This is a genomic window from Bacillus sp. FSL L8-0199, assembly GCF_038005705.1.
Classification (GTDB): domain Bacteria; phylum Bacillota; class Bacilli; order Bacillales; family Bacillaceae_G; genus Bacillus_A; species Bacillus_A cereus.
In genome coordinates this window covers 3,975,045-4,000,219 of the sequence record NZ_JBBOTS010000001.1, presented here as the reverse complement: position 1 = coordinate 4,000,219, position 25,175 = coordinate 3,975,045, and the positions used below count along the sequence as shown (strand labels likewise).

Genomic DNA, 25,175 nt, shown 5'->3' with positions numbered 1-25,175 from the left:
AGGAACATGCAAACATCTATGGAACCAGCAAATGGGTTAAACCATTCAAAGCATAGGAAAATGGCAACCATGTTATCAATCATTCCAGGCGTGGGCCAAATGTATAATAAACAATTTGTAAAAGGTCTTATTTTTCTAGTATTAACAGGTTCATTTATTGTAGCCTTTGCTGATTTATTAAATATGGGATTATGGGGTATTGTAACGCTTGGTACAGAAGTTCCACGTGACCATTCTGTCTTTCTATTAGTAGAAGGAATCTTGGCCCTTATCGTTATCGCTTTTGGGCTCGGCATATATGCATTTAACTTATATGATGCATACCAAAATGGAAAGAAACGTGATAGCGGAACACCGTTAAATTCTGTAAAAGAGCAATACCGTAATTTGTTAGATCAAGGTTTTCCTTATTTAATGGTTTCACCAGGTTTTCTACTACTTATCTTTGTGGTCGTATTTCCAATCATCTTCGTAATTTTAATTGGATTTACAAACTATGATTTATATCATTCTCCTCCAGCTAAATTAGTAGATTGGGTGGGCTTTAAAAACTTTATTGATATTTTCACTTTACCGATGTGGAGAGAGACATTTGTAAGTGTATTCTCTTGGACTGTCATTTGGACATTCGTTGCAACAACATTACAAGTTGCACTTGGTATTTTCTTAGCGATTATCGTAAATCAGCCCGGTATTAAAGGAAAGGCGATTATTCGAACAATCTTCATTTTACCGTGGGCGGTTCCAGCATTCGTATCTATTCTTGTTTTCTCTGGTATGTTTAATGAAACATTCGGAGCGATTAACAATCAAGTATTAGCTTTATTCGGAATTGAAAAGATTGCTTGGATGACAGATCCATTTTGGGCGAAGATTGCTTTAATTATGATTCAAACGTGGCTTGGGTTCCCGTTTATCTTTGCGATGACAACAGGTATACTGCAATCGATTCCGGGAGAATTATATGAAGCGGCTACAGTAGATGGAGCGACAGCTTGGCAACAGTTTCGTAAAATTACATTGCCACTAGTGTTATACGCAACAGCGCCAATATTAATTACGCAATATACGTTTAACTTTAATAACTTTAGTATCATCTATCTATTCAACGGTGGAGGTCCTGCTGTAGCTGGACAAGACGCAGGTGGAACGGATATTTTAATTTCATGGATTTATAAGTTAACGATGACTTCAGCGCAGTACGGAAAAGCAGCAGCTCTTACAATGATATTATCGTTAATCGTTATTACAGTTGCGTTATGGCAATTTAAGAGAACAAAATCATTCCAAGAAGAGGATATGATGTAAATGAATATTAAAAGACAGAAGATGTTACGTCTCTCATTAAGTTATTTAGTTATTTTCGTAATGTGTGCCATCATTTTCTATCCGTTATTATGGATTATTGGCTCATCGTTTAATCCGGGTGATAGTTTATCTGGATCAAGTATTATTCCACAAAATGCAACGTTAGATCATTATCGTAAGTTATTAGATCTAGAGAATAGTAATTACTTACTATGGTATAAAAACACATTAAAAGTAAGTGTTTTAACGATGATTTTCTCAGTGTTAGCAATTAGTTTTACCGCTTATGCATTTTCGAGATATCGTTTTGTTGGAAGAAAAAATGGTTTATTAACATTTTTAATTCTGCAAATGATTCCAAACTTTGCAGCGTTAATTGCTCTATACGTATTAGCTCAATTAACAGGATTAATTGATACACACCTTGCATTAATTTTAATTTATGTAGGCGGGGCCATTCCGATGAATACATGGCTTATGAAAGGGTATTTTGATACGATTCCGAAAGAACTGGATGAATCAGCTCGTATGGATGGAGCAGGACATTTTCGTATTTTTTGGCAAATCATTATGCCACTTGCAAAGCCAATCGTAGCGGTTGTAGCGCTATTTACTTTCATTGGTCCATTTACAGATTTCATTTTAGCGAGTATTATTTTGCGAACACCAGAAAATTATACTTTAGCAGTTGGATTATATGAAATGGTTGCGAAGAAATTCGGTAATGAATTTACAACGTTTGCAGCGGGTTCTGTGTTAATTGCGATCCCAATTTCAATTTTATTCCTATCACTACAAAAATACTTTATTTCTGGTTTAACAGCTGGAGGTACAAAAGGATGAAAAATGGGACATTACGTCCCATTTTTCTTTTCATCTCCCTATAAATAAGTTTATAGGGAGATGAAAAGAGATTTGACATCACATGTGAAAAGAAGTGAAATAAATAGTATATTATAGTATAGGAAAAAATAGCTATATCCCTTACAATACATGAAGAGGGAGAATAGGATTAGTTTTGCAAGATATAAGAAATGAAAGTTTATGACTTGCAATGAGTGCGAGATAAAATATATGAAAAATGGCAGAGAAATGAGAGGAGGGGGATTTTTATGACAGTTACAATTAAAGATGTGGCGAAGCAAGCGAATGTTGCACCATCAACAGTTTCTCGTGTAATTGCTGATAATCCAAGTATAAGTGAAAAGACAAAGCGCCGTGTTAGGAAAGTGATGAGTGAATTAGGGTATCATCCCAATTTAAATGCGAGAAATCTTGCGAACCAAACGACGAAAACACTTGGTCTTGTTATGCCAAGTTCTGCAAGTAAAGCTTTTCAAAATCCATTTTTCCCAGAAGTTATAAGAGGGATTAGTTCATTTGCACACGTAGAAGGTTATGCGCTTTACATGTCGACAGGTGAAACGGAAGAAGAAATTTTTAATGGTGTCGTAAAGATGGTACAGGGACGCCAAATTGGTGGCATTATTCTTTTATATTCAAGGGAGAATGATCGGATTATTCAATATTTACATGAACAAAATTTCCCGTTTGTTTTAATAGGAAAACCATATGATCGAAAAGATGAAATTACATATGTAGATAATGACAATTATACAGCTGCAAGAGAAGTGGCAGAATATTTAATTTCATTAGGGCATAAGCAAATCGCGTTCATTGGTGGTGGATCAGATTTACTTGTAACGAGAGATCGTTTAGCTGGTATGAGTGATGCCTTGAAATTAGCAGACATTGTATTACCAAAAGAATATATTTTACATTTTGATTTTTCGAGGGAAAGTGGTCAACAAGCTGTTGAGGAATTAATGGGACTGCAGCAACCGCCGACGGCAATTATGGCAACGGATGACTTAATTGGACTTGGTGTGTTAAGTGCTCTTTCTAAAAAAGGATTCATTGTACCGAAAGATGTTTCTATTGTAAGCTTTAATAATGCTTTATTATCAGAAATTGCGAGCCCGCCACTTTCGACAGTTGATGTGAATATTTATCAGCTAGGATATGAGGCAGCAAAAGCTTTAGTTGATAAAGTAGAGAATGCAGAATCCACTGCAAAGTGTATCATTATTCCTCATAAATTACTAAAACGTCAAACTTGTGATCATTATGCATAAAAAAAGCTAAGAGTTTAACTCTTAGCTTTTTTTATTAGAAAGGCTTCTAATCGGTCGCAGCCTTCTTTTAAAGTTTCAATACTATATGCATAGGACAAGCGGAGGTAGCCTTCACCGTATTCAGAGAATGCTGTTCCAGGAACTACAGCTAGTCCAGCTTCTTTGACAAGATCAAGTGCAAACTCAAATGATGAAGATGTCAAATGACCAACATATGGGAATAAGTAAAATGCACCTGTTGGCTTTTCAACTGTTAATCCCATTTGAGTGAGTCTATTATATACGTAATCACGGCGTTTTTTATATTGGTGGCGCATCATTTTGGGTGCGTCTTTAGCCGCTGTTAATGCTTCAATTGCAGCGTATTGAGCGATTGAAGTAGCACACGTTACATTGTATTGATGAACTTTTAATATGTGTCCTGCTAAATAGCTTGGTGCAAATAAAAGTCCAACACGCCAGCCAGTCATAGAATGTGATTTAGATAAACCGTTAATGACAATTGTCTTTTCACGCATTTCTGGGAAATGAGCGATAGATGTATGCTTTTGTTCATACACAAGCTCGCTATAAATTTCATCTGAAAGGACGAAAATATTTTTATCTTTTAAAACATCTACAATATCTTTTAATTCTTCTGTGGATAAAGTTACACCAGTTGGGTTAGAAGGATATGGTAGTACGATACATCTTGTTTTTTCTGTAATAGCATTTTTTAGAGCGTCAGCTGTTAAACGGAATCCAGTTTCACGAACATCTACAAAAATGGGCGTTGCACCGCATAATCGAATAATAGGTTCGTAACCTGGATAAATAGGAGCAGGTAAAATTACTTCTGTTCCTGGCTCTAAAATCGTTCGGAATGCAACATCAATTGCTTCGCTAGCACCAATTGTAACGATGGTTTCGTTTTCAGGTGAGTAATGTAAATCGTAGTTATCTTTTACGAAGTTACAAGCTGCCTTACGTAATTCTAGTAAACCAGCGTTATGTGTATAGCTTGTATAGTTTTCTGTAATAGCCCGTTTTGCCGCTTCTTTTACGAGAGAAGGTGTAGGGAAATCGGGTTGTCCGATTGTTAAAGAAATCAAATTATCATAGTTTTGAATCATGTTAGAGAATTGACGGATTCCAGAAATTTGGATATCCTTCACTCTAGGGTTAATGAATTGTTCCATTGTATCTCCCTTTCTTCCGTTTGAAAATTAAGTTCATTTTATCATATTTTCTATGATTGCGCTTTGTATATGTAATTTAGAAAGAGAGAGAAAAGAGAAAAAAAGTCGCTATAAGCGACTTTTTAATATCCGTATTCCCAATCTATTTCATCTTCATTCCAGAGTACAGAGGATACCTTGCCAAGGTGAACAACTGATTCGTTCACAGCACATGTACAATCTTCATCTCCTGCTTTATGCTGTAACTCTTCATATACTGATTTTTCAACATTTTCTAGAACAACCAAATTTTCTTCTTTTAAAACAAGCGTAGTACCCGCCATATTTATCTTCCTCCTACTAAAGTAATGATCACTTATTTGTAAACATAGATAGTATGGATTATATGCTGTATTTTGCTATAGTTGTCCGTCTAAAAAAGTATTTTTATATTTTCTTTGTAATCCGTATTCATTGTATACTGCACGAGGGAAATTTGGTACAGGGTTTACAATCATTTCGAAAATCTGTAACAATTATTATGAGTTGTTAACAAAGAATTAACAAATATGTTAAGAAAAATCAAAATTTTAAAACAAATACACCTATAAAATGATATAATCATATCAAAATACATATAGGGGATGAGAGGTTATGGAGCTTATCCGTGATTTGTTGATTCAAATTGCCATCATAATTTTGCCACTATTTTTATATGAAGCGATTCGTTTAAATCGCTATCAAGAAATGCCTCCGAAGCCAAATCGTTACTTTATTATGTTTTTATCTAGCGTTACGCTCGTTCTCTCCATGACATATTCTATTTGTTTTGGCAATGTGTGCGGGTATAACTTTCACCCAATTCCAATAGTCAGTGGGTTTTTATATGGTGGGATTGTTGGTTTAATCCCAGCGGTTATTTTTGTTGCATATGAATGGTTACTAAAGGGAATGAGCTTTCTTCCGGTTGTAGAAGTAATATTTCTATTGATAGTTCCGCTATTTTTATCAAAGAAATGGTCTCTTTTTTCAAGGGATAAGAAATTAATTTTAGCATTTATGATTTCATCATTTTATGTGCTTGTTTCTTTAGTATTAGGCATGATTAATGTTCTTTTGGAAACAGGATTTACACCGTATATTTCGCAAATATATAGCGGATTTATATTTGCCTCGCTTATCATGGTCATGACAATGGTATTTCAGGTGTATTTAACTGAATATTTAAATGAAAATGCATTGCTACGTACAGAGATGCAAAAATCAGAAAAGCTTAATATTGTAAGTGAGTTAGCAGCAAGTGTGGCACATGAAGTTCGAAATCCACTAACTGTTGTTCGTGGGTTTATCCAATTACTAGAAAGTACGGAAGATGTGAAGAATAAGGATTATATGAGTCTCGTATTAGCTGAATTGGATCGGGCGGAACAAATTATTTCAGATTACTTAAATTTAGCAAGGCCGCAAATTGAGAAAAAAGAACACATTTGTTTATCAGCCCAATTAATAGAAATGACCACTCTCATGTCGTCATTTGCAGCGATGCAAGGTGTGTATTTACAAGTTGAAATTTCAGAAAGTCTTTATACGATTGGTGATAAGACAAAATTGAAGCAAGCTATTATGAATGTTGTTAAAAATGGTATTGAAGCAATTCAAGGAAATAAAGGATATTTAAAAGTAACAGCTATTCAAAAAGACGAAACAATCATAATAAGAGTTAAAGATAGTGGTGTTGGTATGACGAAAGAACAGTTAGCAAGGCTTGGGCAACCATATTATTCTTTAAAAGAAAAAGGGACAGGATTAGGGCTTATGGTAACATTTAGTATTTTACAAGCGCATAATGGTACATTGGAATATAAGAGTGAAAGTGGAAAAGGCACTGAAGCAATTATTATATTACCAGCTGTACAAAATAAGGAATAAAAGTTACCGATGGAAGGTAACTTTTTATTTTATATTGTTTATTCATTTGTTTTTTCTTGTTTTGCTCGGCTAAATAAACTTTTAAATGATTGAAAGAAGCTTTGCTCTTTTGAGGCAGCAACCATTCTTTTTGTTTCTTGAATTTCTCGAATAACTTGCATAAGCTGTGCATCACGGTTACTGTCCTTGTTATAAATTTGACTAACAAGTTTATTCATTTTTTCTTCCTGTTTGGATTCTCGTTTATACATATGATTCATTAATAAGTCCATCTTTTCTTTTTGCAGTGCATCGGTTTGAGCGGCGTGATCGACTAACTCTTGAAGCATTTTTTCTTGAGAGCCTTCTTTTACATAAACTTGTTGCATCAATTCGTCTAGTTTCTCATCCTTTAAACGATTTTGTGTAATTAGAGTAGAATTTTGATGAATAATTGCTTCATTTAATTGAGCTAGCATTTCAAGTTTTAACATGAACTCTTCAAAGTTACGCCCATCTTCTTTTTCTTTCGTTTGTATCTCTTGCTTATCTTGTATAACTGGTACAGGCGGGGCCTCTTTTTCTTTTAAAATAATCGGTATCGTTTCTGAAATATCTTCTTGTAATGTAGCAGCTCTTTCGTGTATAGATTTCAATAGTTTTAAATCATCAAGTTTATAAATACGAGCATCAGCTGTTTTGGAAATCATATAACCATGTTCCTCTAACAGCTGACTATATTTGCGAACTATATGTTTTGGGATGCCTGTTTTATTCGTGACATCTTTCGTTTTATAGGTAGCTTCCATCATATTTCCTCCCCAAAAAGTATCGTATATATCATTTCAATCTTTTATGAGGACTTCCTTTGAAAAAGAATGTCGGAAGGCTATTAGTTTTCTACAGCATTAGTGAAAAAATGAAAATTTTTGGCGGAATGGCAAGGAATAACTAAAATAATGTCTGAAAACATATACAGGAGAAGTTTGTTATAATAACGGAGGAAAAGAAACTGGTAGAAACATGGAGGTATACATGAAGCAATTAAAAGGTATTATCATTTCAATTATCGCAATTCTGTCTATTTTAGTGGCAGTTTATGAAGTACTTGTGCCAGAGGAAACAAGTGTAAAGAAAACAAATACGTATGATCAAGTGTTAGAATTTCCGAAAGAACGTTATCCAGAGACCGGAAAACATATTACGGATGCTATAAAAGAAGGGCATTCAGAAGTTTGTACAATCGATCGTGGTGGTGCTGCAGATAGAAGGAAATTGTCGTTAGCACCATATCCATCAAAAAAAGGGTATGATCGTGATGAATGGCCAATGGCGATGTGCAAGGAAGGCGGAAAAGGAGCACATATTGAATATATAAGTCCGGCGGATAACCGCGGAGCAGGCTCTTGGGTAGGGAATAAGTTAGATAAATATCCAGATGGTACGCGAGTAAAATTTGAAGTGAAGTAGTAGTTGTACATTTCATAATGAAGGAGAAGGGGAACTATGGAGTTAACGATTTCTTATTCGCAATTAATGTTGATGAACTATGACGGTGAGCAGCCTTATGTAGACTGGACTGATGAAGATTTTGAAAGAGGTTATGCTAAGGCAGATGGAACTGTTATTTTTGAAGCACTTTCAGATTATACTTGTGAAGTGAAAGTGACCCCAGGGAAACATATTGAAAAAGAAGAAGTAGTTAGAACGATTACGGTTCCTTTTACAGTTGAAAATGAAAGTATCGTTATAACGAGTATTCTTTCTAATAAATTTCAAATACCTATTCCAAATGGTGAGTATACAGTTGTCTTACAAGCAATTCCTCTTGAAGAGCCAACGGATGATGAATTATATAAAATACAATACGAATTCTTTTTTGAAAGTAAAGAATAAAAAATGGGTTATCCTGAGAAAAGGATAACCCATTTTTGTTATGCGTTTGTTTTTAAAAGGGAACGAGCATCTTTCGCTGCTTGCACCATATGTTCTAAAGCTGGAATAACTTCTTCTGTTCTTCTCGTTTTTAAACCACAATCAGGATTAATCCAGAAATATTTAGGATCACATACTTCTAAAGATTGTTCTACGATTTTATACATTTCATCTTTACTCGGTACACGTGGGCTATGAATATCATATACACCTAGGCCGATGCCTTTTTCATATGTTGTATGTTTTAAAGTATCAATAAATTCTCCGTGACTTCTTGATGTTTCGATAGAAATTACATCTGCATCTAATGCGCGAATCGCGTCAACAATATCTTCGAAGTTACTGTAACACATATGAGTATGAATTTGTGTTTCATTTGCTACAGAAGAAGTTGCTAAAAGGAAGGATTGTACTGCCCATGTAATATAAGCATCCCAATCTTTTTCTTTTAGTGGCATTCCTTCACGAAGTGCGGGCTCATCGACTTGGATTACTCTAATTCCGGAAGATTCAAGTAGTTCAATTTCGTGACGAAGAGCTAGTGCAATTTGATACGAAACTTCTTTTCTTGGAATATCATTTCGAACGAAGGACCAATTTAAAATTGTAACAGGTCCGGTTAACATTCCTTTTACAACTTTCTCTGTTAAGCTTTGTGCATAAACTGTTTCCTTAATAGTCATGCCGTTAATAAAGGCTACATCACCATAAATAACAGGTGGTTTTACGCAGCGGGAACCGTAAGATTGTACCCAACCGTTTTTAGTGAATGAGAAACCAGCAAGGCGCTCACCAAAATATTCGACCATGTCAGTTCTTTCAAATTCACCATGTACAAGTACATCAAGCCCAATTTCTTCTTGGTAACGAATCCACTTTTCTGTCTCTTTTTCAATAAATTGTTCGTATTGTTCATTTGAGATAACACCGTTACGCCATTCTTTTCGCGTTTGACGAACTTCAGTTGTTTGCGGGAAGCTACCAATGGTCGTTGTTGGTAATAGCGGTAACTCCAGGGCAACTTGTTGTAATTCGTATCGTTTTTCAAATGGAAGAGGGCGTGAAAAATCTTCTTCTTTTAGTGCTGTTCGTGCTGCTTTGACATCTTCTCGGTTACGAGCAGCAGATGACCGAATTGTATGATGTACGTTTCGATATGTTTCCAGCTCATTATTAATGCTTTCTGTACCTTGAGTGAGAGCGGAATGAATAAGAACTAGCTCTTCTAATTTTTGATTTGCAAATGCTAACGCATCAAACAGCTCAGTCGATAAGTGAGTTTCTTCTGTTTTATCGATTGGTGTATGCAATAAGCTACAAGAAGGTTGAACGATGATATCTTTCGTTTGGACTTGTTTTTGTAACGTTGTAAATAACGCAAGTACTTCATCAAGGTCAGCTCTCCAAATGTTACGGCCGTCTATACAACCGACAGCTAAAGTTTTATCAGCTGGGAATCCATATTTTGAAATAGCATTTAAATTACCTTCTTTACCATGAATGAAATCTAATCCAATACCGGATACCGGGAATGTAATAATTTCTTCATAGTTTTCTTCTACGCTATCAAAATATGTTTGTAAAAGAAGAGTCGCATTTGGAACTTCTTTACGAATAGCTTCATAAATTTCTTTTGCTTGTTGAACTTCTTCTTTCGTTAAAGAAGCGAAAATCGGTTCATCAACTTGAATGGCTTGTGCCCCAGCTGCATGTAGTTCTGAAAGCAGTTGTACGTAAGGTGCAACTAACTGTTTTAAAATGGTGGGAAATTGTTGTTGTGTATAGCCTTTAGCTAATTTTAAGAAAGTATATGGTCCTAAAATAACAGGCTTTCCATCTACTCCTAATTCTTGTTTTGCCTCTTCGTATAAGCGAAGTGGACGATTATCTTTTAAAGAGATTTGTAATCCCTCTTCATATTCAGGAACGATATAGTGATAGTTTGTGTTAAACCATTTTGTCATTTCGGAAGCTACGTGATCTTTAGAGCCACGCGCCATTGCGAAATATACATCAAGGTAAGATGTAAACTCAGAAAAGCGTGATGGAATAAATCCTAGCATATAGGCAGTATCCAAAACGTGATCATAATATGTAAAGTCGCCAATTGGAATGAGTTCAATCCCTTTTTCTTGCTGTACTTTTACGTGTTGAAGGCGAATTTCTTTCATTGTTGTTAAAAATTGTTCTTCATCGATTTTATTGGACCAAAATGCTTCCAATGTTTTTTTCCACTCTCGTTGTAGTCCGATACGTGGATAACCTAAGTTACTTGTTTGAATTGCCATTTTAAATTCCTCCCTAATTGAAAGTAAGCATTTCCGTTTACTAGGAAATACCTATAACAAAAAGTACAAAGACATAGAAAATAAGCCTTCCTTTTTGTTTTAACACCTCATCATCATCCGTGAATCTATCAGTGTTGTTAAAACAGGCAGGTCTCCTGACTTATGCTTCATATAATTTCTTTCACCTTCCCGTTTTCACAGTGGTACTAAAAAGAAATCTCAGCATTTACAGTGGCGGGACCGTGTTGGAGTTTCACCAAGCTTCCCTTTTAAACACGAAACGAAACTTTCGTGTACCTATTTTCCTTTTGAAAGGAATTTAACAAGCGATATGATATTGAAACAAATTCTAACACAATTTTTGGAATTTTGTCTACTGTTTTGAAATAAGAAAATTCTAAAGTTTTTTATTTCTTATTATTCTGAATTTTTATTCTGAAGTAATTAATAATAGTACAGTATAAAAAGAGAAATTGAGCTATGAAAGAAGTAGGGATGTCTTCTTTCATAGCTCAATTTTCATCTATAGCAACTTCTGAAAGTCGGCCTGCTATAGCATCTTTAAGGAGAGTGTTTAGCCATTGTAATTCAACTGTAATATGCTCAATTACACTTTGCAAAATATATAGTTGTGCACGTGGAACCTTTCCTTTATTACAATCATATATCGTTTGCATAGTATGTAAATATTGAAGAGTATCGTTTTTCTTTTTTTCTAAAATAGGAACTAATTCGTGATCATTGCTAAAGTGAGCGAAAGATAAGGCTGAATAAATAGGTTTATATATTTGGTTTTTGGCTTCGAATTGTTTTAATAGTAAAGTGTGGAATAGTTTTTTGCCTTCTTCTGTTATATGAAAAATCGTTTTGTCAGGTCGATTTGTGTCTCTAATTACATTTGTAATATGAATTGCGCCTTGCTTTTCTAATTGCTCGAAGGCGTAATAAAGTGATCCTTTAGCATATTTAATGTAACAATCCATTTGTCGTTCTTTCATAATATGCTGCACTTCATATGGATGTTTATCTCCTTCGAGTAGCAAGCCGAGAATGACTAATTTCATGCTCATGCTGTCTCAACTCCTGTATATAAAAACTTTATCCAGTAAGATCCCCACCCAAAAATTCAGCGGAAGCAAAGAAGTTAGGTGGGGATTAACTGCCCGTAAAAGCCCGATTGGTGAGGGCTAATAATCAGTGGGGGATGAACACCCCCCACTGATTAAAGTTTCACTTTATACATATTATAAACGGCATATCCTTTTTCATAAAGGAATATGCCGCTTCTTTTTTATATTAACTAACTTGCTTTTGTTTTTCTTTCTTTTTAGGGCCTGTAAAGAGGCGTTCATTTCCCATAAGTAAAATACAAATAATACTTAGTACAGCCGGGATGAGTGCCCAGAAGAATGTATTCGCAATAGATGTAGCGAGAGCTTCTTTAATACCCGCTAATACTTCAGCAGGAATTTTTGCGGTAGCGCCTGGTGATAATAAGAAACTTGTGTCTCCGCCTTTTGGAGCTAACTTTGCTAGTTCAGGTGGGAATACAGAGTTTAGTTTATCTGTAAAAATATGATTTTGAATTGTACCGAAAATCGTTACACCAAGAGTCATACCGAGTGATCGGAAGAATGAGTTTGTTGATGTCGCCGAACCACGGTCCCGCATTTCCAACTTGTGAATAGAGGACATACTTAATACTGAGAATGAGAAGCCAACACCAAGCCCAGCGAGAATCATAAATAGTGTTACGAGTAAACGAGGTGTGTCCATTGTTAAAGTACTTAATAAATAAATACCAAGAACGAAGAAGACACCAGATACCATCATAATGTTACGATAGCTTGTTCGAGAAGCTAATTGTCCTCCTGTTTGACTTCCAATTACAGAACCAACCATCATTGGTGTTAAAATTAATCCAGCATTAGAGGCGGAACCTCCAAGAACGCCTTGAATGAAGATTGGAATATAAACTGTACAGATAATAAAAGCGGCACCATAGAAAAAGGCAACTCCTTGGCTAGCTGCGAATAAAGGTTTTTTAAATAGATGGAACGAAATAATAGGCTCGGTTGCTTTTCGTTCTACAAAGAAGAAAATAATAAGTGTAATAAATACTGTTGTAAATAAGCCAATAATTACAGTGGAATTCCAGGCATATTCTTTACCACCAAGTTCTAATGCGAACATTAAGCAAACGATACTTATGACAAGTGTAATAGCACCAGCCCAATCAATTTTTTGTTTTCTAAATTCTAGAGACTCACTGTAGTATTTAGTAATGAAGAAAAAGGAGATAAGTCCTAATGGAATATTAATATAGAAGACCCAATGCCAACTTATGTAGTCAGTAATATAAGCACCTAATAAAGGACCGAATACACTAGATGTCCCGAAAACAGCACCAAATAGCCCTGTCATCTTCCCGCGTTTTTCTGGTGGGAAGATATCATACATAATTGTGAAGGCGATAGGCATAAGGGCACCACCACCGATACCTTGAATAGCTCTATAAATACTTAATTGCTCAATACTTGAAGCTGTTCCGCAGAGCGCAGAACCGAATAAGAAAAGAATGAGGCCCCCAATATAAAAACGTTTCCGCCCGTACATATCAGAAAGTTTCCCGAAGATAGGCATCCCTGCCATTGTTGCTACCATATAAGCTGATGTGACCCAAACAAACTTATCAAATCCTCCTAGGTCTCCAACGATTGTTGCCATTGCGGTTGCAACGATTGTATTATCCATTGCGGCCATTAATATACCAAGCAGTAAACCAGCAACAACAAATTTTGTCTTGTTGGCGTCTTTTTTTAATGGTTGAGTTTCCAAATATAACCCTCCTTTAGAAATAAGTAAACTATATTAAGTTTTGAGTGCAGTGGATAAAAAATTTTAATGTATAGTTGATTTTAATTTCTTTTCCATAAGTGCACTGATATGCCATAAAGAATATTATAGTCAAATTTGACTATAAGGCAAACTTTTTCTTCCGTCAAAATATTCTTTCGTATGAGTAGAGAACGAGTGAGCCATACTGAATATTGCTATAAAGGAAATGAAGTAAATTGTAAAAAAATTTCATAAAGAACACCTTCTGTTAATAGATGAAAAATGGTTTTTTCTTCATATTGTCGAATAGGATAAAAGGAAGAGAAATATTAAAGGTTGCTTGTAGCAAGCTTTAGTAATTTGGGGAATTCATTGTGTGTATGTTACATCTGAAATGAGGTGAATATATATTATGAAAATATGGGGACGAATTTCGGATACAGGAAAGTATTCAATACCGCTACAACCAGTATTGTGGATTGACGGATCTAAAAAGGAAAACGAATTTCCTCAAGTAGCCGTTACATTACAAATTGGTAGTATGTATACAGAACAATTTTCGTATGAATTGACCTACGATGTAAACGACATACTTATTATGCGAATTGAAGTGGAAAATAAAGGGGTAGAAATGATTTCGAGAGTCGTTGTAAGTCATATGATTCGAGATTACTTTGCTTATATTCCTAATTCTTTAAAAGTTGATAGGGGGATAAGTGAGTTTTTATTCCAGCTTGTTAGATGGCGAATTGATGAATTGTTACCGAATGAGAAGGTGGAACTACGTTGTAAAATAAAAGCTAATAAAGATAAAGCTCTTAAACAAACATTCTTTCAGGCTACATATACATTTCAAGATAAAGAGATATCATATGGCCCACTGCAAACAAATGAAGTTGTTGTGCGTCAATGATAAAAAGGAACCTGTACAAAAGGTTCCTTTTTTAGTGAAGGTTGTGTTTTTTGAGTATTTTTTTTTGCTCCATTCCTTTTTTTCCTACATAGTTATTTTTGTAGCCAAAGTATAGAATAAATAAAAATGAAACAACATTAACAATAGCGTCGATTTGATCGTTTGTAATAAAGTGTATGCCGAAAGAGGTAAATAATAATTTTAATGATAATAGAAAACCAGCTAGTAAACGCATAGCATCTGATAGATTCTCTTTTTGTAGCATATAGATTACTCCTTTCTATAAAAGTTATATATTATATATATGAAATAGAGTAGAAAAGGTATACAAGCTTAAGCAGAAATGTACATTGCATATGTACATTTTTTATTTTGTAGAAAAACATTATTGATATAGAAACATATATTGGTATAAAAGGGGGAAAAGTATGAAACATAAAGGGAAAATTAGTGGATTATTGCTTGGCAATACTGTGGCAGTTACAGAATGGATTGCACTTCAGGATGTAATTGCAAAACTGGATTCACGATCATTTTATACCGTCTTTATTATTTATATATTGCAAATGATACTAAGTTATTATTTTGGACATTGGTACGATAAAAGAGCGAATGAGCGTATGGGTATGGAAGTAGGAGGAATGGCAAGCAATGATTTTGTTGTTGATTTTTTTGGGAAAGTAGCTGCTTTATCTGAAAGAGATTCTCGTAATATTACAGTGTACATTCTTTCTGTAAAAGAATGGGAAGGATTAAAAGACACGTTGCAAGAAAAAAAGTTGGGAGTGTTAGTACAAAAATTAGAGAGTACAATTGTAAAGACAATTCGGAAGGGCGATGTTGTTACAAAGTGGGATGAAAATAAGTACGTTATTGTAGCAATTGATAATGGTCATGAAACATCAACAATAACAAAACGATTAATGAAAAATATTGAAAGTGAAATAGAAGGTGATTTACTCAGTGTCACTCTTTTATTTGGAGCAGCTAGCTATCCAGTAGAAGGAAAAACGTTTGAAGAACTGTTGAGAAAGTCGCAAAATCAATTGTACCAGTATAGAAATTTGCAAGAAAATGAGTGAAGCTTTGATTTGAAGATATATGATAGGAAGATGTTTTATTTGTAACATTTTTTTGACTTTTATTACAAAAAAACGCCACGTTTGTAATAAAAGTCTTTAAAAATATATGAAATAAGCATATAATTATGATGGTAGTGTCAATGCAATTTGCACAGTGTGTTTTATTTTAAAAGTGTAGAGGAAAGCAAGCTCTACACTTTTCCTTTTTAGGAAATGAAAAGAATATTTGTAAGTTGTTGCGAGATATCGATTGTACTGTGTAAAATGAACAAAGAGATTAATTGATAGAAAGCTGGAAAGGGAATGATAGACGTGAGAGCGGAGCGATCACCTTTTATCAGGTGAACTATTATAGTCTTATTAAGACTGAGGTGAAATTCCGTGGACATTAAAGTAATACATAGTGTGAACAGGCCTTAAAAAACACGAAGTAGTATACTTAAAGATGGATATGGAATTGCTAAATAATTCAAAAAGAATAATGTAATATCAAGTAATAATTTGTACAAACAATATTAATGATCTTCGTAAAAAAGATGCGAGTGTATAGAACAATTACATATTTTATAACTTTTTTATATTACACGATGGTCGTTTATAAGTAGGAGGAAGAGATGTTGAAATATAGTAAATTAGCAATTGTAACTGCATTATCAATGATTTTATTAGCCGGTTGTTTCGGTCCGAAACCAGAAGAAGAATTATATGTAGCGTTTGAAAACGCTGCTAAACAAGAAAAAACAATGTTTGAAGATGCAAAAAAACTTGAGACTTTAGAGAAAGAAGGACAAGAATTATATAACCAGATTGTTCAAGAAGGAAAAGATAATAATCAAACTGTTAAAGAAAAACTGAATCAAGCAGTGAAAAATACAACTGAACGAGAAAAAGTGCTTGCAAAAGAAAAAGAAGTTTTAAATAAAGCGCAAGAAGAAGTGAAGTCAGCTGATAAGTATGTGAAGAAAATTGAAGATAAGAAATTGAAAGATCAAGCTGATAAAGTGAAAAGCACGTATGAGAAACGACACGATTCATTTAATAAAATGTATGACAGCTATGACAAATCTTTAAAACAAGAAAAAGAGTTATATACAATGTTACAAGATAAAGGTACTAAATTAAAAGATATTAGTGAAAAAGTAAAAGTAGTAAATCAATCTTATAAGGATATTGAGTCAGAAAAAGATAAATTTAATGAATTCACAAAGTCTTATAATACAGAAAAAGTAGCTTTTTATAAACAAGCAAATATTAAAATTAAAGAAGAGAAAAAATAAAACAGTTTGGCCTACACTTGGCCAAACTGTTTTATTTTTTTGTATAAGTACGACTATACCATGGAACAGGTTCACTTAATTTTTTTTCTTGTTTTAATGCTTCAGGACCAATATAATCTTGAATTGTTTTTTTTGCCACTGTTAAAGATAAGGTTGTTTTCGGATTTCGATAGGAGGATTCAAGATGACCAAGATGCGGTAGAATTCGAAAATCTTCTTTCGTAGGAGGGATGTGGAAAAAATAATCGCCTAAACGTATAAGGACATCAGATTGTTGTTGGCTAAAACGTGGGTTTCTAGAAAAATGTAATCCTTCTTTAATTGCTTTTTTTTCAGCAATCAAACGTTCTAAAGCTGTCTTTTTTAACCAGTATAAATATTTAGGATTAGTAGCTGCTTTAGCATGACGATTCACAACGAAAATAGATTGAGCTAGTCGATTAATAGAATGTTGGTTTTGTAATTGAGATTGTGGTTGTGAAGGTTTCATATTGAATCTCCTTTCAATTTTTCATTATTATACCATAAATAAAATAGGTATTTATTATACGCAAAAAGTGATTGTATATATTTTCAATATTAAAGCAATATTGTTACAAAAAACAACTATTTTGTATAATAGTAATAGAATATGTTTTTGAAATTTGATAATGAAAGAGTGAGAAGTTTGAAAGAAATATTAAAACAACAGTATGCCATTATAGATATTGGATCTAATACAATGCGTTTAGTTATTTATGAAAAGCAAAATGGAGGTTTTTATAAAGAGATTGAAAATACGAAAGTTGTTGCTAGGTTAAGGAATTACTTAATTGATGGTGTGTTGAATGAAGAGGGAATAGAAGTATTATTACAGACATTATTTCAATTTCAAGAAAGTACAAGATTCCATCAGTTGCATCATGTACTTTGTGTTGCAACAGCAACAATTAGACAGTCGGAGAATCAAGAGGAAATTAAAAAGCTTGTTGAAGGACAAACGGACTTTACGCTTAGAGTATTATCAGAGTATGAGGAAGCGCGTTACGGATACTTGGCGGTTATGAATTCTACATCGTTTTCAGAAGGAATAACGGTAGATATTGGTGGGGGAAGTACGGAAGTTACATACTTTAGAAATAGAGAGATTTTAGAGTACCATAGTTTTCCTTTTGGGGCACTTTCTTTAAAGCAACAATTTATTAAAGGTGATATTCCTACTAAAGATGAGTTAGAGGGAATGCAACAGTATTTAGAGTTTCAACTTCGAACGTTACCATGGTTAATCAATAAGAAATTGCCTCTTATTGCAATTGGTGGTAGTGCTAGGAACTTAGTAAAAATCCATCAAAATTTAATATGTTATCCTATAGCAGGATTACATTTATACAAGATGAAAGAAGAAGATATTGAAAGTGTAAAAGATGAATTGGAAAGATTGTCGTTCATAGAACTTCAGAAATTGGAAGGATTGGCAAAAGATCGAGCAGATACGATTATTCCAGCGGTTGAAGTATTTCATACACTTGTTAATGTTATAGAGGCACCGGCATTTGTATTAAGTAGAAAAGGGTTAAGAGAAGGTGTTTTCTATGAAGAGTTGACAAAAGATTTGGGGATTTCATATTATCCGAACGTAGTTGAAGAAAGTCTGCATTTACTATCACATGAATACGAAATGGACATGGAATTTGTTATTCAACTTATTAAACATGGAAGACTAATTTGCAAACAACTTGAGGAAATAGGGCTTATTTCTATGTCAGTAAAAGACTGGGAAGTGTTCCATCAAGCAGCGAAAGTGTTTAATATAGGCAAATATATAGACGAAGAAGCGAGCCGTTTACATACGTTTTATTTATTAGCGAATAAGACAATTGATGGCATGATGCATAAAGATCGAGTAAGGCTAGCGCTTATTGCATCGTATAAATCAAAAATGTTATTTAAACAACATTTATCTCCATTTGAAGGTTGGTTTGATAAAAGCGAACAAAAAAAAATCCGCCTGTTAGGAGCTGTTTTACAATTTTCAGCTACTTTAAATGCAAGGCAACGATCGCTTATTGATACCATATCTATAACAGAAAGCGAAGAAGGATTAACGTTTAAAGCTTTATGTGAACAATCGGCATTAGCGGAAAAAGTGCAAGCTGAAAAACAAAAAAAACAGTTAGAAAGAGTATTAAAAACGAATATTAACTTGTCATTTGAACTAAAATATTAGGTTGTACGGATGTCTTTACAAAAAAATTACACTTTATAATATTGTAATTTGCTAAAATAAAAGTAAGTAAATTATAGTAAAAAAGTTTCAAGGGGAAGTGTGAAGAGAATGGAATTATTGAAGGGGAATGCAGTAAATTTAAATGATACAGCTTATTACAATAATCGAGAGTTAAGTTGGTTAGCATTTAATGAACGTGTCTTACAAGAAGCGCAAGATGCAAATAATCCACTTTTGGAAAGATTGAAATTTATTAGTATTTTTAGTTCGAATTTAGATGAATTTTTTATGGTACGTGTAGCGGGATTAAAGGATCAAGTGAGTGCTGGATTTAATCAGCCAGAAAATAAAGCTGGCTTAACACCAAAAAAGCAATTAAATAAAATTGCGATAAAAGCCCATGCACTAATGACAGTACAATATGATACATTTAAAAATTATGTATTACCAGCACTTGAGTTAGAGGGAATTGAACGTTTAACATTCAATGATTTGACGAAAGAGCAGCGAGAATTTATAGAAGAGTATTTTGATGAGCAAATTTTTCCGGTGTTAACTCCTGTAGCTATTGATGCATATCGCCCATTTCCAATGTTATTAAACAAAAGTTTGAATTTGGCTACTCTTTTATATGATGAGAAGCAAGCGGAAGAAGAAAACAGGACGAAGTTAGGAATTGTGCAAGTTCCTTCATTACTTGAGCGCTTCATAATTTTACCGAGCGAAGGGCAAAAGCATAAATTTATTTTATTAGAAGACGTAATTAGTAGCTTTACTCATAAATTATTTACGGGATATACAGTATCATCTGTTACTCGTTTCCGTATTACACGCAATGCAGATTTAACGATTCATGAAGAAGGTGCGAGAGATTTATTAAAGGTAATTGAAAAAGAATTAAAAAAGCGTAAGTGGGGGGCTGCTGTTCGTTTAGAAGTTGGGAAAGAACACATTGATGAAAGAGTATTAGCGTTATTATATGAGGTTCTGGAAGTAAAAGATGAAGATGTATATATAATGGATGGTCCATTAGATTTAACATGTTTGTTTTCTTTATATAAAAAACTAGCTCCTTTATATGAACATCTTGTATATCCGGCTCTTATTCCGCAACCACCTCAAGATTTAGGTGATGAAGAAGATGTATTTGAAAAAGCAATTGAGCATGATATTTTATTACATCATCCTTTTGAATCATTTCAGCCGGTAGTTGATTTTGTCCGTGATGCGGCGGACGATCCGAATGTACTTGCGATTAAACAAACGTTATATCGTGTAAGTGGTGATTCACCGATTATTCAGGCGTTAAAGATAGCGGCTGAAAAGGGAAAACAAGTGACAGTATTAGTTGAATTAAAGGCAAGATTTGATGAAGAAAACAATGTTCATTGGGCTAAAGAATTGGAACAGGCAGGCTGTCATGTTATTTACGGTGTAAGTCACTTGAAAACACATAGTAAAATTACGTTAGTTGTAAGAAGAAAAAACGGAAAAATCGAAAGGTTCGTACATCTCGGAACTGGAAACTATAATGATGCAACAGCGAAGTTATATACTGATTTTGGATATATTACATCAAGAAAAGACTTTGGGGTTGATGCAACCAATTTCTTTAATTATTTAAGTGGTTATACAACAAAGCCACATTTTCATCATTTATCGGTTGCTCCATTTGATATAAGAGAGCAATTTATAGATTTAATAGATGAAGAAATCCGTTATCATAGGCAATATGGAAATGGATATATTATCGCTAAGATGAATTCATTAACAGATAAACCATTAATAAAAAAAATGTACGAAGCATCACAAGCTGGAGTAAAGGTAGAGCTCATTGTTCGAGGGACATGTTGCCTACGACCTGGTATTCCAAATGTAAGTGAAAATATTCGTGTAGTTAGTGTTGTTGGAAGATATTTAGAACATAGCCGTATTTATTATTTCCATCATAATGGGGAGGAGAAAATATATTTATCTTCAGCTGATTTGATGACGCGAAATATGGAGAAGCGAGTGGAAATATCTTTCCCGATATTAGATATTGAAATGAAGGCACGAATTAAGGCGATTTTACAGCTTACATTAGCTGATAATGTGAAAACACGTGAACAAAATAAAGATGGTGATTACTATTATGTTATTAATAGTAGTACAGAAGAAATTGATAGCCAAGTGAAGTTGTTTAAGATGGCATATCAAAATACAGACGCTGAATAATGAAAAAAGTAAAAACCTCTTATGTCAATAAGAGGTTTTTACTTTTTTCTACTCATATGCTCCAAAAATGGAAGGATGAGTAGAAACAATAGTTTTATTATAAGCGTGTAATGAGATGGCTCGTTGAGAGAATAATATTTGAAAGAATCGTTATTTTAACTTAGTAATAGTATGGTTGCTGACATGGTCCACCGTAACAAGGATAAGGTGCTGGCGGCGGGAAAGGTGTTGGATAAGGTGGATAAAATGGTCGAGGGCCGAAAGCTAATGCTCCGCCGAGCAATCCACCAGCAATTCCAGCTAGAAAGGGAACGCCAAAAAACGGGAAGAAGCGTGAGTCGCCTACTGGACCAATAGGTGCTGAACGGACTGGAATTGGTTGATAATATGGATACATGAACATACCTCCTTTATTGGACTCACTTTTATCATATGGTAAACAAAACGTGGATGAGCGCGTACAAGAAAGGATATGTAAGAAAATAGGCGAATTATTACGAATGTTGGAGTGTGAAAATTGTGATTTCAGGTTTTGACATAAAACGAAATGGGACACGTGTTCTTCCCAGGCCTCGATTGACATAGAGAGTTAAATCCTGAATTGTATAGAAGCCTTCAATATAGTCTTTGGCGAGTGAAGGTGTAATAATAGCTCCTAAAAAAGGAATTTGTACTTGTCCGCCGTGACTATGACCAGAAAGTTGCAAGTTGATTGGATATCTAGAAACTTTGGGCGCGATATCTGGTTCGTGAACAAGAACAATGTTATAAGTACTTTGCCGTGCATGCTCTAATGTTTTCTCTATTTTTGGTTTGCCTAGTAGTATATCATCGAGACCAAAAATAGAAATTTCGCTATTATCCATTAGACGAATTCTTTTTTCACTATTGAGCAATAGCTCAAATCCTGATTCACGCATGATGTGCTCATAGTATTCAGTTCCATATCCACCGTGATCATGGTTACCATAAATAGCGAATTTACCAAAGGGGGCTTGTATATTTTTTAAAATGGATGCAACGAAAGGAGTGTCAGTATACGTTTGATAATTATCAATGAGATCTCCGGTAAAAAGGACAATATCTGGATTTACAGCATTAATTTTAGAAACAACTTTAGATAAATGTTGAAGCGAGAAATAGTATCCGAGATGTAAATCGCTGAATTGAAGAATTTTCATACCATGAAAACTTTTTGGGATGAGTTGTGATTTTAATGTGTGCTGTGTAAAAGAAATGAAATGGGGCTCTATATATTTAGCATAGTAGTATCCGATGCTACTGGTTATAAATGAATAGAGACAAGTACGCATACCAATTTTTAAAAAATTTCTTCTTGTAATGTGCTTCATAAAAATATGAGTATACCTCAATGTTTTCATTCCATTTATAGGCTACTCAAATCTCCTTTCAGTTTATTTAAAATATACTTTACATAATAAAAAGTAGTATAGATTACGAAAAAAAATGAATAAAAAGAAAGTTCTTTACGCTAAAATATCAGAAAAGTTTAAAAATATAAAGATTTCTATTAAATAAAGTGATAAAATGAATGTGTATTCATTTTTTGGAGGGGATGTATGTGAAAGAAAAGGTAGTTATTATAACAGGTGGATCGAGTGGAATGGGAAAAGGAATGGCGACTCGTTTTGCAAAAGAAGGGGCACGAGTTGTTATTACAGGACGTACAAAGGAAAAACTAGAGGAAACAAAGTTGGAAATTGAACAATTTCCAGGGCAAGTATTACCTGTACAAATGGATGTAAGAAATACGGATGACATTCAGAAAATGATTGAACAGATTGATGAGAAGTTTGGTAGAATTGATGTTTTAATAAATAATGCAGCTGGAAACTTTATTTGTCCAGCAGAAGATTTATCTGTGAATGGCTGGAATTCAGTCATTAATATTGTATTAAACGGTACGTTTTACTGTAGTCATGCTGTCGGAAAATATTGGATTGAAAAAGGTATAAAAGGGAATATCATTAACATGGTAGCAACATATGCATGGGATGCAGGTCCAGGAGTGATTCATTCGGCTGCAGCGAAGGCAGGAGTATTAGCAATGACGAAGACGCTCGCTGTTGAGTGGGGACGTAAATATGGAATACGAGTTAACGCTATCGCGCCAGGACCAATTGAACGTACGGGCGGTGCTGATAAATTATGGATTTCAGAAGAAATGGCTAAACGTACGATACAAAGTGTTCCGCTTGGAAGGTTGGGTACGCCAGAAGAAATCGCTGGCCTAGCTTATTATTTATGTTCAGATGAAGCTGCGTACATAAATGGAACTTGCATGACAATGGATGGAGGACAACATTTACATCAATATCCATTTTAAAAGGGATAAAAAAATGAATGTTTGATTCATTTTTCTACGGTTAAATGTGACGGAATTGTGACATATGAAAGAAAAGTGTTTACAAGAGGTCATATATACGTTATATTTAAGACCTCTTTTTTCTTCATAGTAGAATTGCTAATTCCCCTTAGCATTTTACCCCTCTAATCCCTTCAGGAAAACTGAAGGGATTTTTTATTATTTTTCCGTAAATATCATGTTATAATTTTTGAAAAGTAAAGGGAGGGAAGCACGTTGATAGATGCATTAGATGTAATGAGTAACTTGGATAAAGTCCTTCCTTATTATCAAGCTATTTTTAGTGCTGATGAGCATACTGTAATTGGATACGAAGTAGTAGGACGTATTCAAACAGAAGAGGGCATACAAAGTTTAGCTTCTTTCTTTCACGATGATTCGATTCCAAGTGAATTTCAACTGGAAGCGGATAATATTATAGTAGAAAAAGCTTTAAATCGTTATTTAGAAAGCGATCAAAAATTATTATTATTTATACATCGGAATGCTAATGTATTAATGAATGATAATGATGAAAGCTTGCTTCAACTTTTATTGAGGTATGAAGAACAAGGTTTAAATTTAAAACAAATTGTTTTAGAGATTACAGAGCATGAATGTAAAGAAGATATAGAGCAATTTAATCATTTGCTTATGTATTATCGTACATATGGTATTCAAATTTCGATTAATAAAGTCGGAACGGGCACAAGTAATTTAGAGCGTATTAGCGTGTTAGCACCTGATATTTTAAAAGTAGATTTAACGAACTTAAGGCAAACAGCACTTTTACAATCTTATCAAGATATTTTATATTCTTTATCATTACTTGCTAGAAGAATTGGTGCAACTTTGTTATATGAAGAAATAGATGCTTTTTATCAACTGCAATATGCTTGGAAGAACGGTGGAAGATATTATCAAGGTAATTATTTGAAAGAATGTTTACCTGATTTTATTGAAACGAATGTTTTGAAAGAGCGACTGGGTAATGAATGTCATCAGTTTATTCAGCATGAAAAGAAGAAGTTACAAAAAATTTATAATTTAACAGAGATGTTACGCGATCGCATTGGCGATGTTTTATCAAAACAAAAAAAGAATGAAGATATAAATGATTGGTTATTACAATTTAGTCAAAGTGTATCACAGTGTAGTTTTCGTATATTTATTTGTAATGAAGATGGTTTCCAACAATCAGGAAATGTTATGAAAAAAGATGGAGAATGGATTGTGATGCCGGATTATTATATGAAGAACTGGAGTTGGCGCCCGTATTTTCTCGAGAATATCATGAAAATGCGTTTTGAGAATAAGGCGAGGCTTTCAGATTTATATGCAGATATTGAAACGGGAGAAATGGTACGAACATTTTCTTTCCCGATTGATGATGACAACTTTTTATTTATAGATTTATCTTATGAATATTTATATGAAGAAGATGTTTTATTTTAATGCACGAAGGAATTCGTGCATTTTTTGTTTGTTTTTATCATAAATTGGTAATAGTGAAAATGGTGATGAAAATGCTGTCTATCGTTGTAAA

Annotated in this window: 23 protein-coding genes and 1 riboswitch; of the genes, 13 read left to right on the top strand and 10 right to left on the bottom strand. The window is 33.9% G+C overall.

Going from position 1 to position 25,175, the window contains the following annotated elements:
• The first annotated feature begins 6 nt into the window (after positions 1-6).
• From malC to malR, 3 genes are all read left to right on the top strand, one after another.
• A complete protein-coding gene (gene malC, locus NST86_RS20380; protein WP_001194996.1) occupies positions 7-1,308 on the top strand; it encodes a maltosaccharide ABC transporter permease MalC in 1,302 nt (433 codons plus the stop codon).
• The gene (malD, locus tag NST86_RS20375) at positions 1,309-2,151 is read left to right on the top strand and encodes a maltosaccharide ABC transporter permease MalD (RefSeq protein WP_001022608.1); all 843 of its coding nucleotides are present in this window, start codon (positions 1,309-1,311) and stop codon (positions 2,149-2,151) included.
• Positions 2,152-2,420: 269 nt separating this feature from the next.
• On the top strand, positions 2,421-3,443 hold the full coding sequence (malR, locus tag NST86_RS20370; protein ID WP_000219051.1) for a maltose operon transcriptional repressor MalR: 1,023 nt from the start codon (positions 2,421-2,423) through the stop codon (positions 3,441-3,443).
• 14 nt (positions 3,444-3,457) lie between these two features.
• On the opposite strand, the gene NST86_RS20365 is transcribed toward malR, so the two are convergent.
• Both NST86_RS20365 and NST86_RS20360 read right to left on the bottom strand, forming a co-directional pair.
• Complete coding sequence (locus NST86_RS20365) at positions 3,458-4,621, bottom strand: aminotransferase A (protein ID WP_016118572.1); 1,164 nt, start codon at positions 4,619-4,621, stop codon at positions 3,458-3,460.
• A 122-nt stretch (positions 4,622-4,743) separates the two neighbouring features.
• Positions 4,744-4,944 carry a hypothetical protein gene (locus NST86_RS20360; RefSeq protein ID WP_000929276.1) on the bottom strand — a complete coding sequence of 67 codons (201 nt, stop codon included), beginning with the start codon at positions 4,942-4,944 and terminating at the stop codon, positions 4,744-4,746.
• Between the two features lie 310 nt (positions 4,945-5,254).
• On the opposite strand from NST86_RS20360, the gene kinB reads away from it, so the two are divergent.
• Complete coding sequence (kinB, locus tag NST86_RS20355; RefSeq protein ID WP_016118571.1) at positions 5,255-6,529, top strand: sporulation sensor histidine kinase KinB; 1,275 nt, start codon at positions 5,255-5,257, stop codon at positions 6,527-6,529.
• Between the two features lie 38 nt (positions 6,530-6,567).
• On the opposite strand, the gene NST86_RS20350 is transcribed toward kinB, so the two are convergent.
• A complete protein-coding gene (locus tag NST86_RS20350; RefSeq protein ID WP_000388471.1) occupies positions 6,568-7,317 on the bottom strand; it encodes a DUF3967 domain-containing protein in 750 nt (249 codons plus the stop codon).
• A gap of 226 nt (positions 7,318-7,543) precedes the next feature.
• On the opposite strand from NST86_RS20350, the gene nucA reads away from it, so the two are divergent.
• Positions 7,544-7,978: a DNA-entry nuclease gene (nucA, locus tag NST86_RS20345; protein WP_000811494.1), complete on the top strand. Its 435-nt coding sequence runs from the start codon at positions 7,544-7,546 to the stop codon at positions 7,976-7,978.
• 36 nt (positions 7,979-8,014) lie between these two features.
• The gene (gene comJ / locus NST86_RS20340) at positions 8,015-8,404 is read left to right on the top strand and encodes a competence protein ComJ (RefSeq protein ID WP_000424030.1); all 390 of its coding nucleotides are present in this window, start codon (positions 8,015-8,017) and stop codon (positions 8,402-8,404) included.
• A gap of 38 nt (positions 8,405-8,442) precedes the next feature.
• On the opposite strand, the gene metE is transcribed toward comJ, so the two are convergent.
• The 3 genes from metE to NST86_RS20325 form a co-directional block, all read right to left on the bottom strand.
• Positions 8,443-10,731: a 5-methyltetrahydropteroyltriglutamate--homocysteine S-methyltransferase gene (metE, locus tag NST86_RS20335; RefSeq protein ID WP_001007614.1), complete on the bottom strand. Its 2,289-nt coding sequence runs from the start codon at positions 10,729-10,731 to the stop codon at positions 8,443-8,445.
• Between the two features lie 128 nt (positions 10,732-10,859).
• Positions 10,860-11,047: riboswitch (cobalamin riboswitch) on the bottom strand.
• Between the two features lie 196 nt (positions 11,048-11,243).
• Entirely contained in the window at positions 11,244-11,801 is a 558-nt protein-coding gene (locus tag NST86_RS20330; RefSeq protein ID WP_000062063.1) for a PadR family transcriptional regulator, read from the bottom strand.
• A gap of 226 nt (positions 11,802-12,027) precedes the next feature.
• Complete coding sequence (locus tag NST86_RS20325) at positions 12,028-13,569, bottom strand: MDR family MFS transporter (protein ID WP_000449899.1); 1,542 nt, start codon at positions 13,567-13,569, stop codon at positions 12,028-12,030.
• Positions 13,570-13,981: 412 nt separating this feature from the next.
• On the opposite strand from NST86_RS20325, the gene NST86_RS20320 reads away from it, so the two are divergent.
• Complete coding sequence (locus NST86_RS20320; RefSeq protein WP_000708122.1) at positions 13,982-14,482, top strand: hypothetical protein; 501 nt, start codon at positions 13,982-13,984, stop codon at positions 14,480-14,482.
• A gap of 31 nt (positions 14,483-14,513) precedes the next feature.
• Here NST86_RS20320 and NST86_RS20315 read toward each other — a convergent pair whose 3' ends face one another.
• On the bottom strand, positions 14,514-14,747 hold the full coding sequence (locus NST86_RS20315) for an SPP1 phage holin family protein (protein ID WP_000939448.1): 234 nt from the start codon (positions 14,745-14,747) through the stop codon (positions 14,514-14,516).
• A gap of 163 nt (positions 14,748-14,910) precedes the next feature.
• On the opposite strand from NST86_RS20315, the gene NST86_RS20310 reads away from it, so the two are divergent.
• Positions 14,911-15,564, top strand: a complete 654-nt coding sequence (locus NST86_RS20310) for a diguanylate cyclase domain-containing protein (RefSeq protein WP_000680811.1) — start codon at positions 14,911-14,913, stop codon at positions 15,562-15,564.
• Between the two features lie 614 nt (positions 15,565-16,178).
• Positions 16,179-16,841 (top strand): YkyA family protein, encoded by a 663-nt coding sequence (locus NST86_RS20305; RefSeq protein WP_000922482.1) that lies wholly within the window; start codon positions 16,179-16,181, stop codon positions 16,839-16,841.
• A 31-nt stretch (positions 16,842-16,872) separates the two neighbouring features.
• On the opposite strand, the gene NST86_RS20300 is transcribed toward NST86_RS20305, so the two are convergent.
• The gene (locus NST86_RS20300; RefSeq protein WP_000804862.1) at positions 16,873-17,331 is read right to left on the bottom strand and encodes a YkyB family protein; all 459 of its coding nucleotides are present in this window, start codon (positions 17,329-17,331) and stop codon (positions 16,873-16,875) included.
• Positions 17,332-17,472: 141 nt separating this feature from the next.
• On the opposite strand from NST86_RS20300, the gene NST86_RS20295 reads away from it, so the two are divergent.
• Entirely contained in the window at positions 17,473-19,047 is a 1,575-nt protein-coding gene (locus tag NST86_RS20295) for a Ppx/GppA family phosphatase (protein WP_002000750.1), read from the top strand.
• Positions 19,048-19,155: 108 nt separating this feature from the next.
• Positions 19,156-21,264, top strand: coding sequence for a polyphosphate kinase (locus NST86_RS20290; protein ID WP_000421677.1), 2,109 nt, complete (start codon positions 19,156-19,158; stop codon positions 21,262-21,264).
• A gap of 160 nt (positions 21,265-21,424) precedes the next feature.
• On the opposite strand, the gene NST86_RS20285 is transcribed toward NST86_RS20290, so the two are convergent.
• Together NST86_RS20285 and NST86_RS20280 are read right to left on the bottom strand one after the other, a co-directional pair.
• Positions 21,425-21,661 carry a hypothetical protein gene (locus NST86_RS20285; protein ID WP_000283741.1) on the bottom strand — a complete coding sequence of 79 codons (237 nt, stop codon included), beginning with the start codon at positions 21,659-21,661 and terminating at the stop codon, positions 21,425-21,427.
• A gap of 97 nt (positions 21,662-21,758) precedes the next feature.
• Positions 21,759-22,616 carry a metallophosphoesterase gene (locus tag NST86_RS20280; protein ID WP_030027732.1) on the bottom strand — a complete coding sequence of 286 codons (858 nt, stop codon included), beginning with the start codon at positions 22,614-22,616 and terminating at the stop codon, positions 21,759-21,761.
• Between the two features lie 230 nt (positions 22,617-22,846).
• Here NST86_RS20280 and fadH point away from each other — a divergent pair, with 230 nt between their 5' ends.
• Together fadH and NST86_RS20270 are read left to right on the top strand one after the other, a co-directional pair.
• Complete coding sequence (gene fadH, locus NST86_RS20275; RefSeq protein ID WP_000660913.1) at positions 22,847-23,611, top strand: 2,4-dienoyl-CoA reductase; 765 nt, start codon at positions 22,847-22,849, stop codon at positions 23,609-23,611.
• 255 nt (positions 23,612-23,866) lie between these two features.
• Positions 23,867-25,084 (top strand): EAL domain-containing protein, encoded by a 1,218-nt coding sequence (locus NST86_RS20270; protein ID WP_000564310.1) that lies wholly within the window; start codon positions 23,867-23,869, stop codon positions 25,082-25,084.
• Positions 25,085-25,175 lie beyond the last annotated feature (91 nt).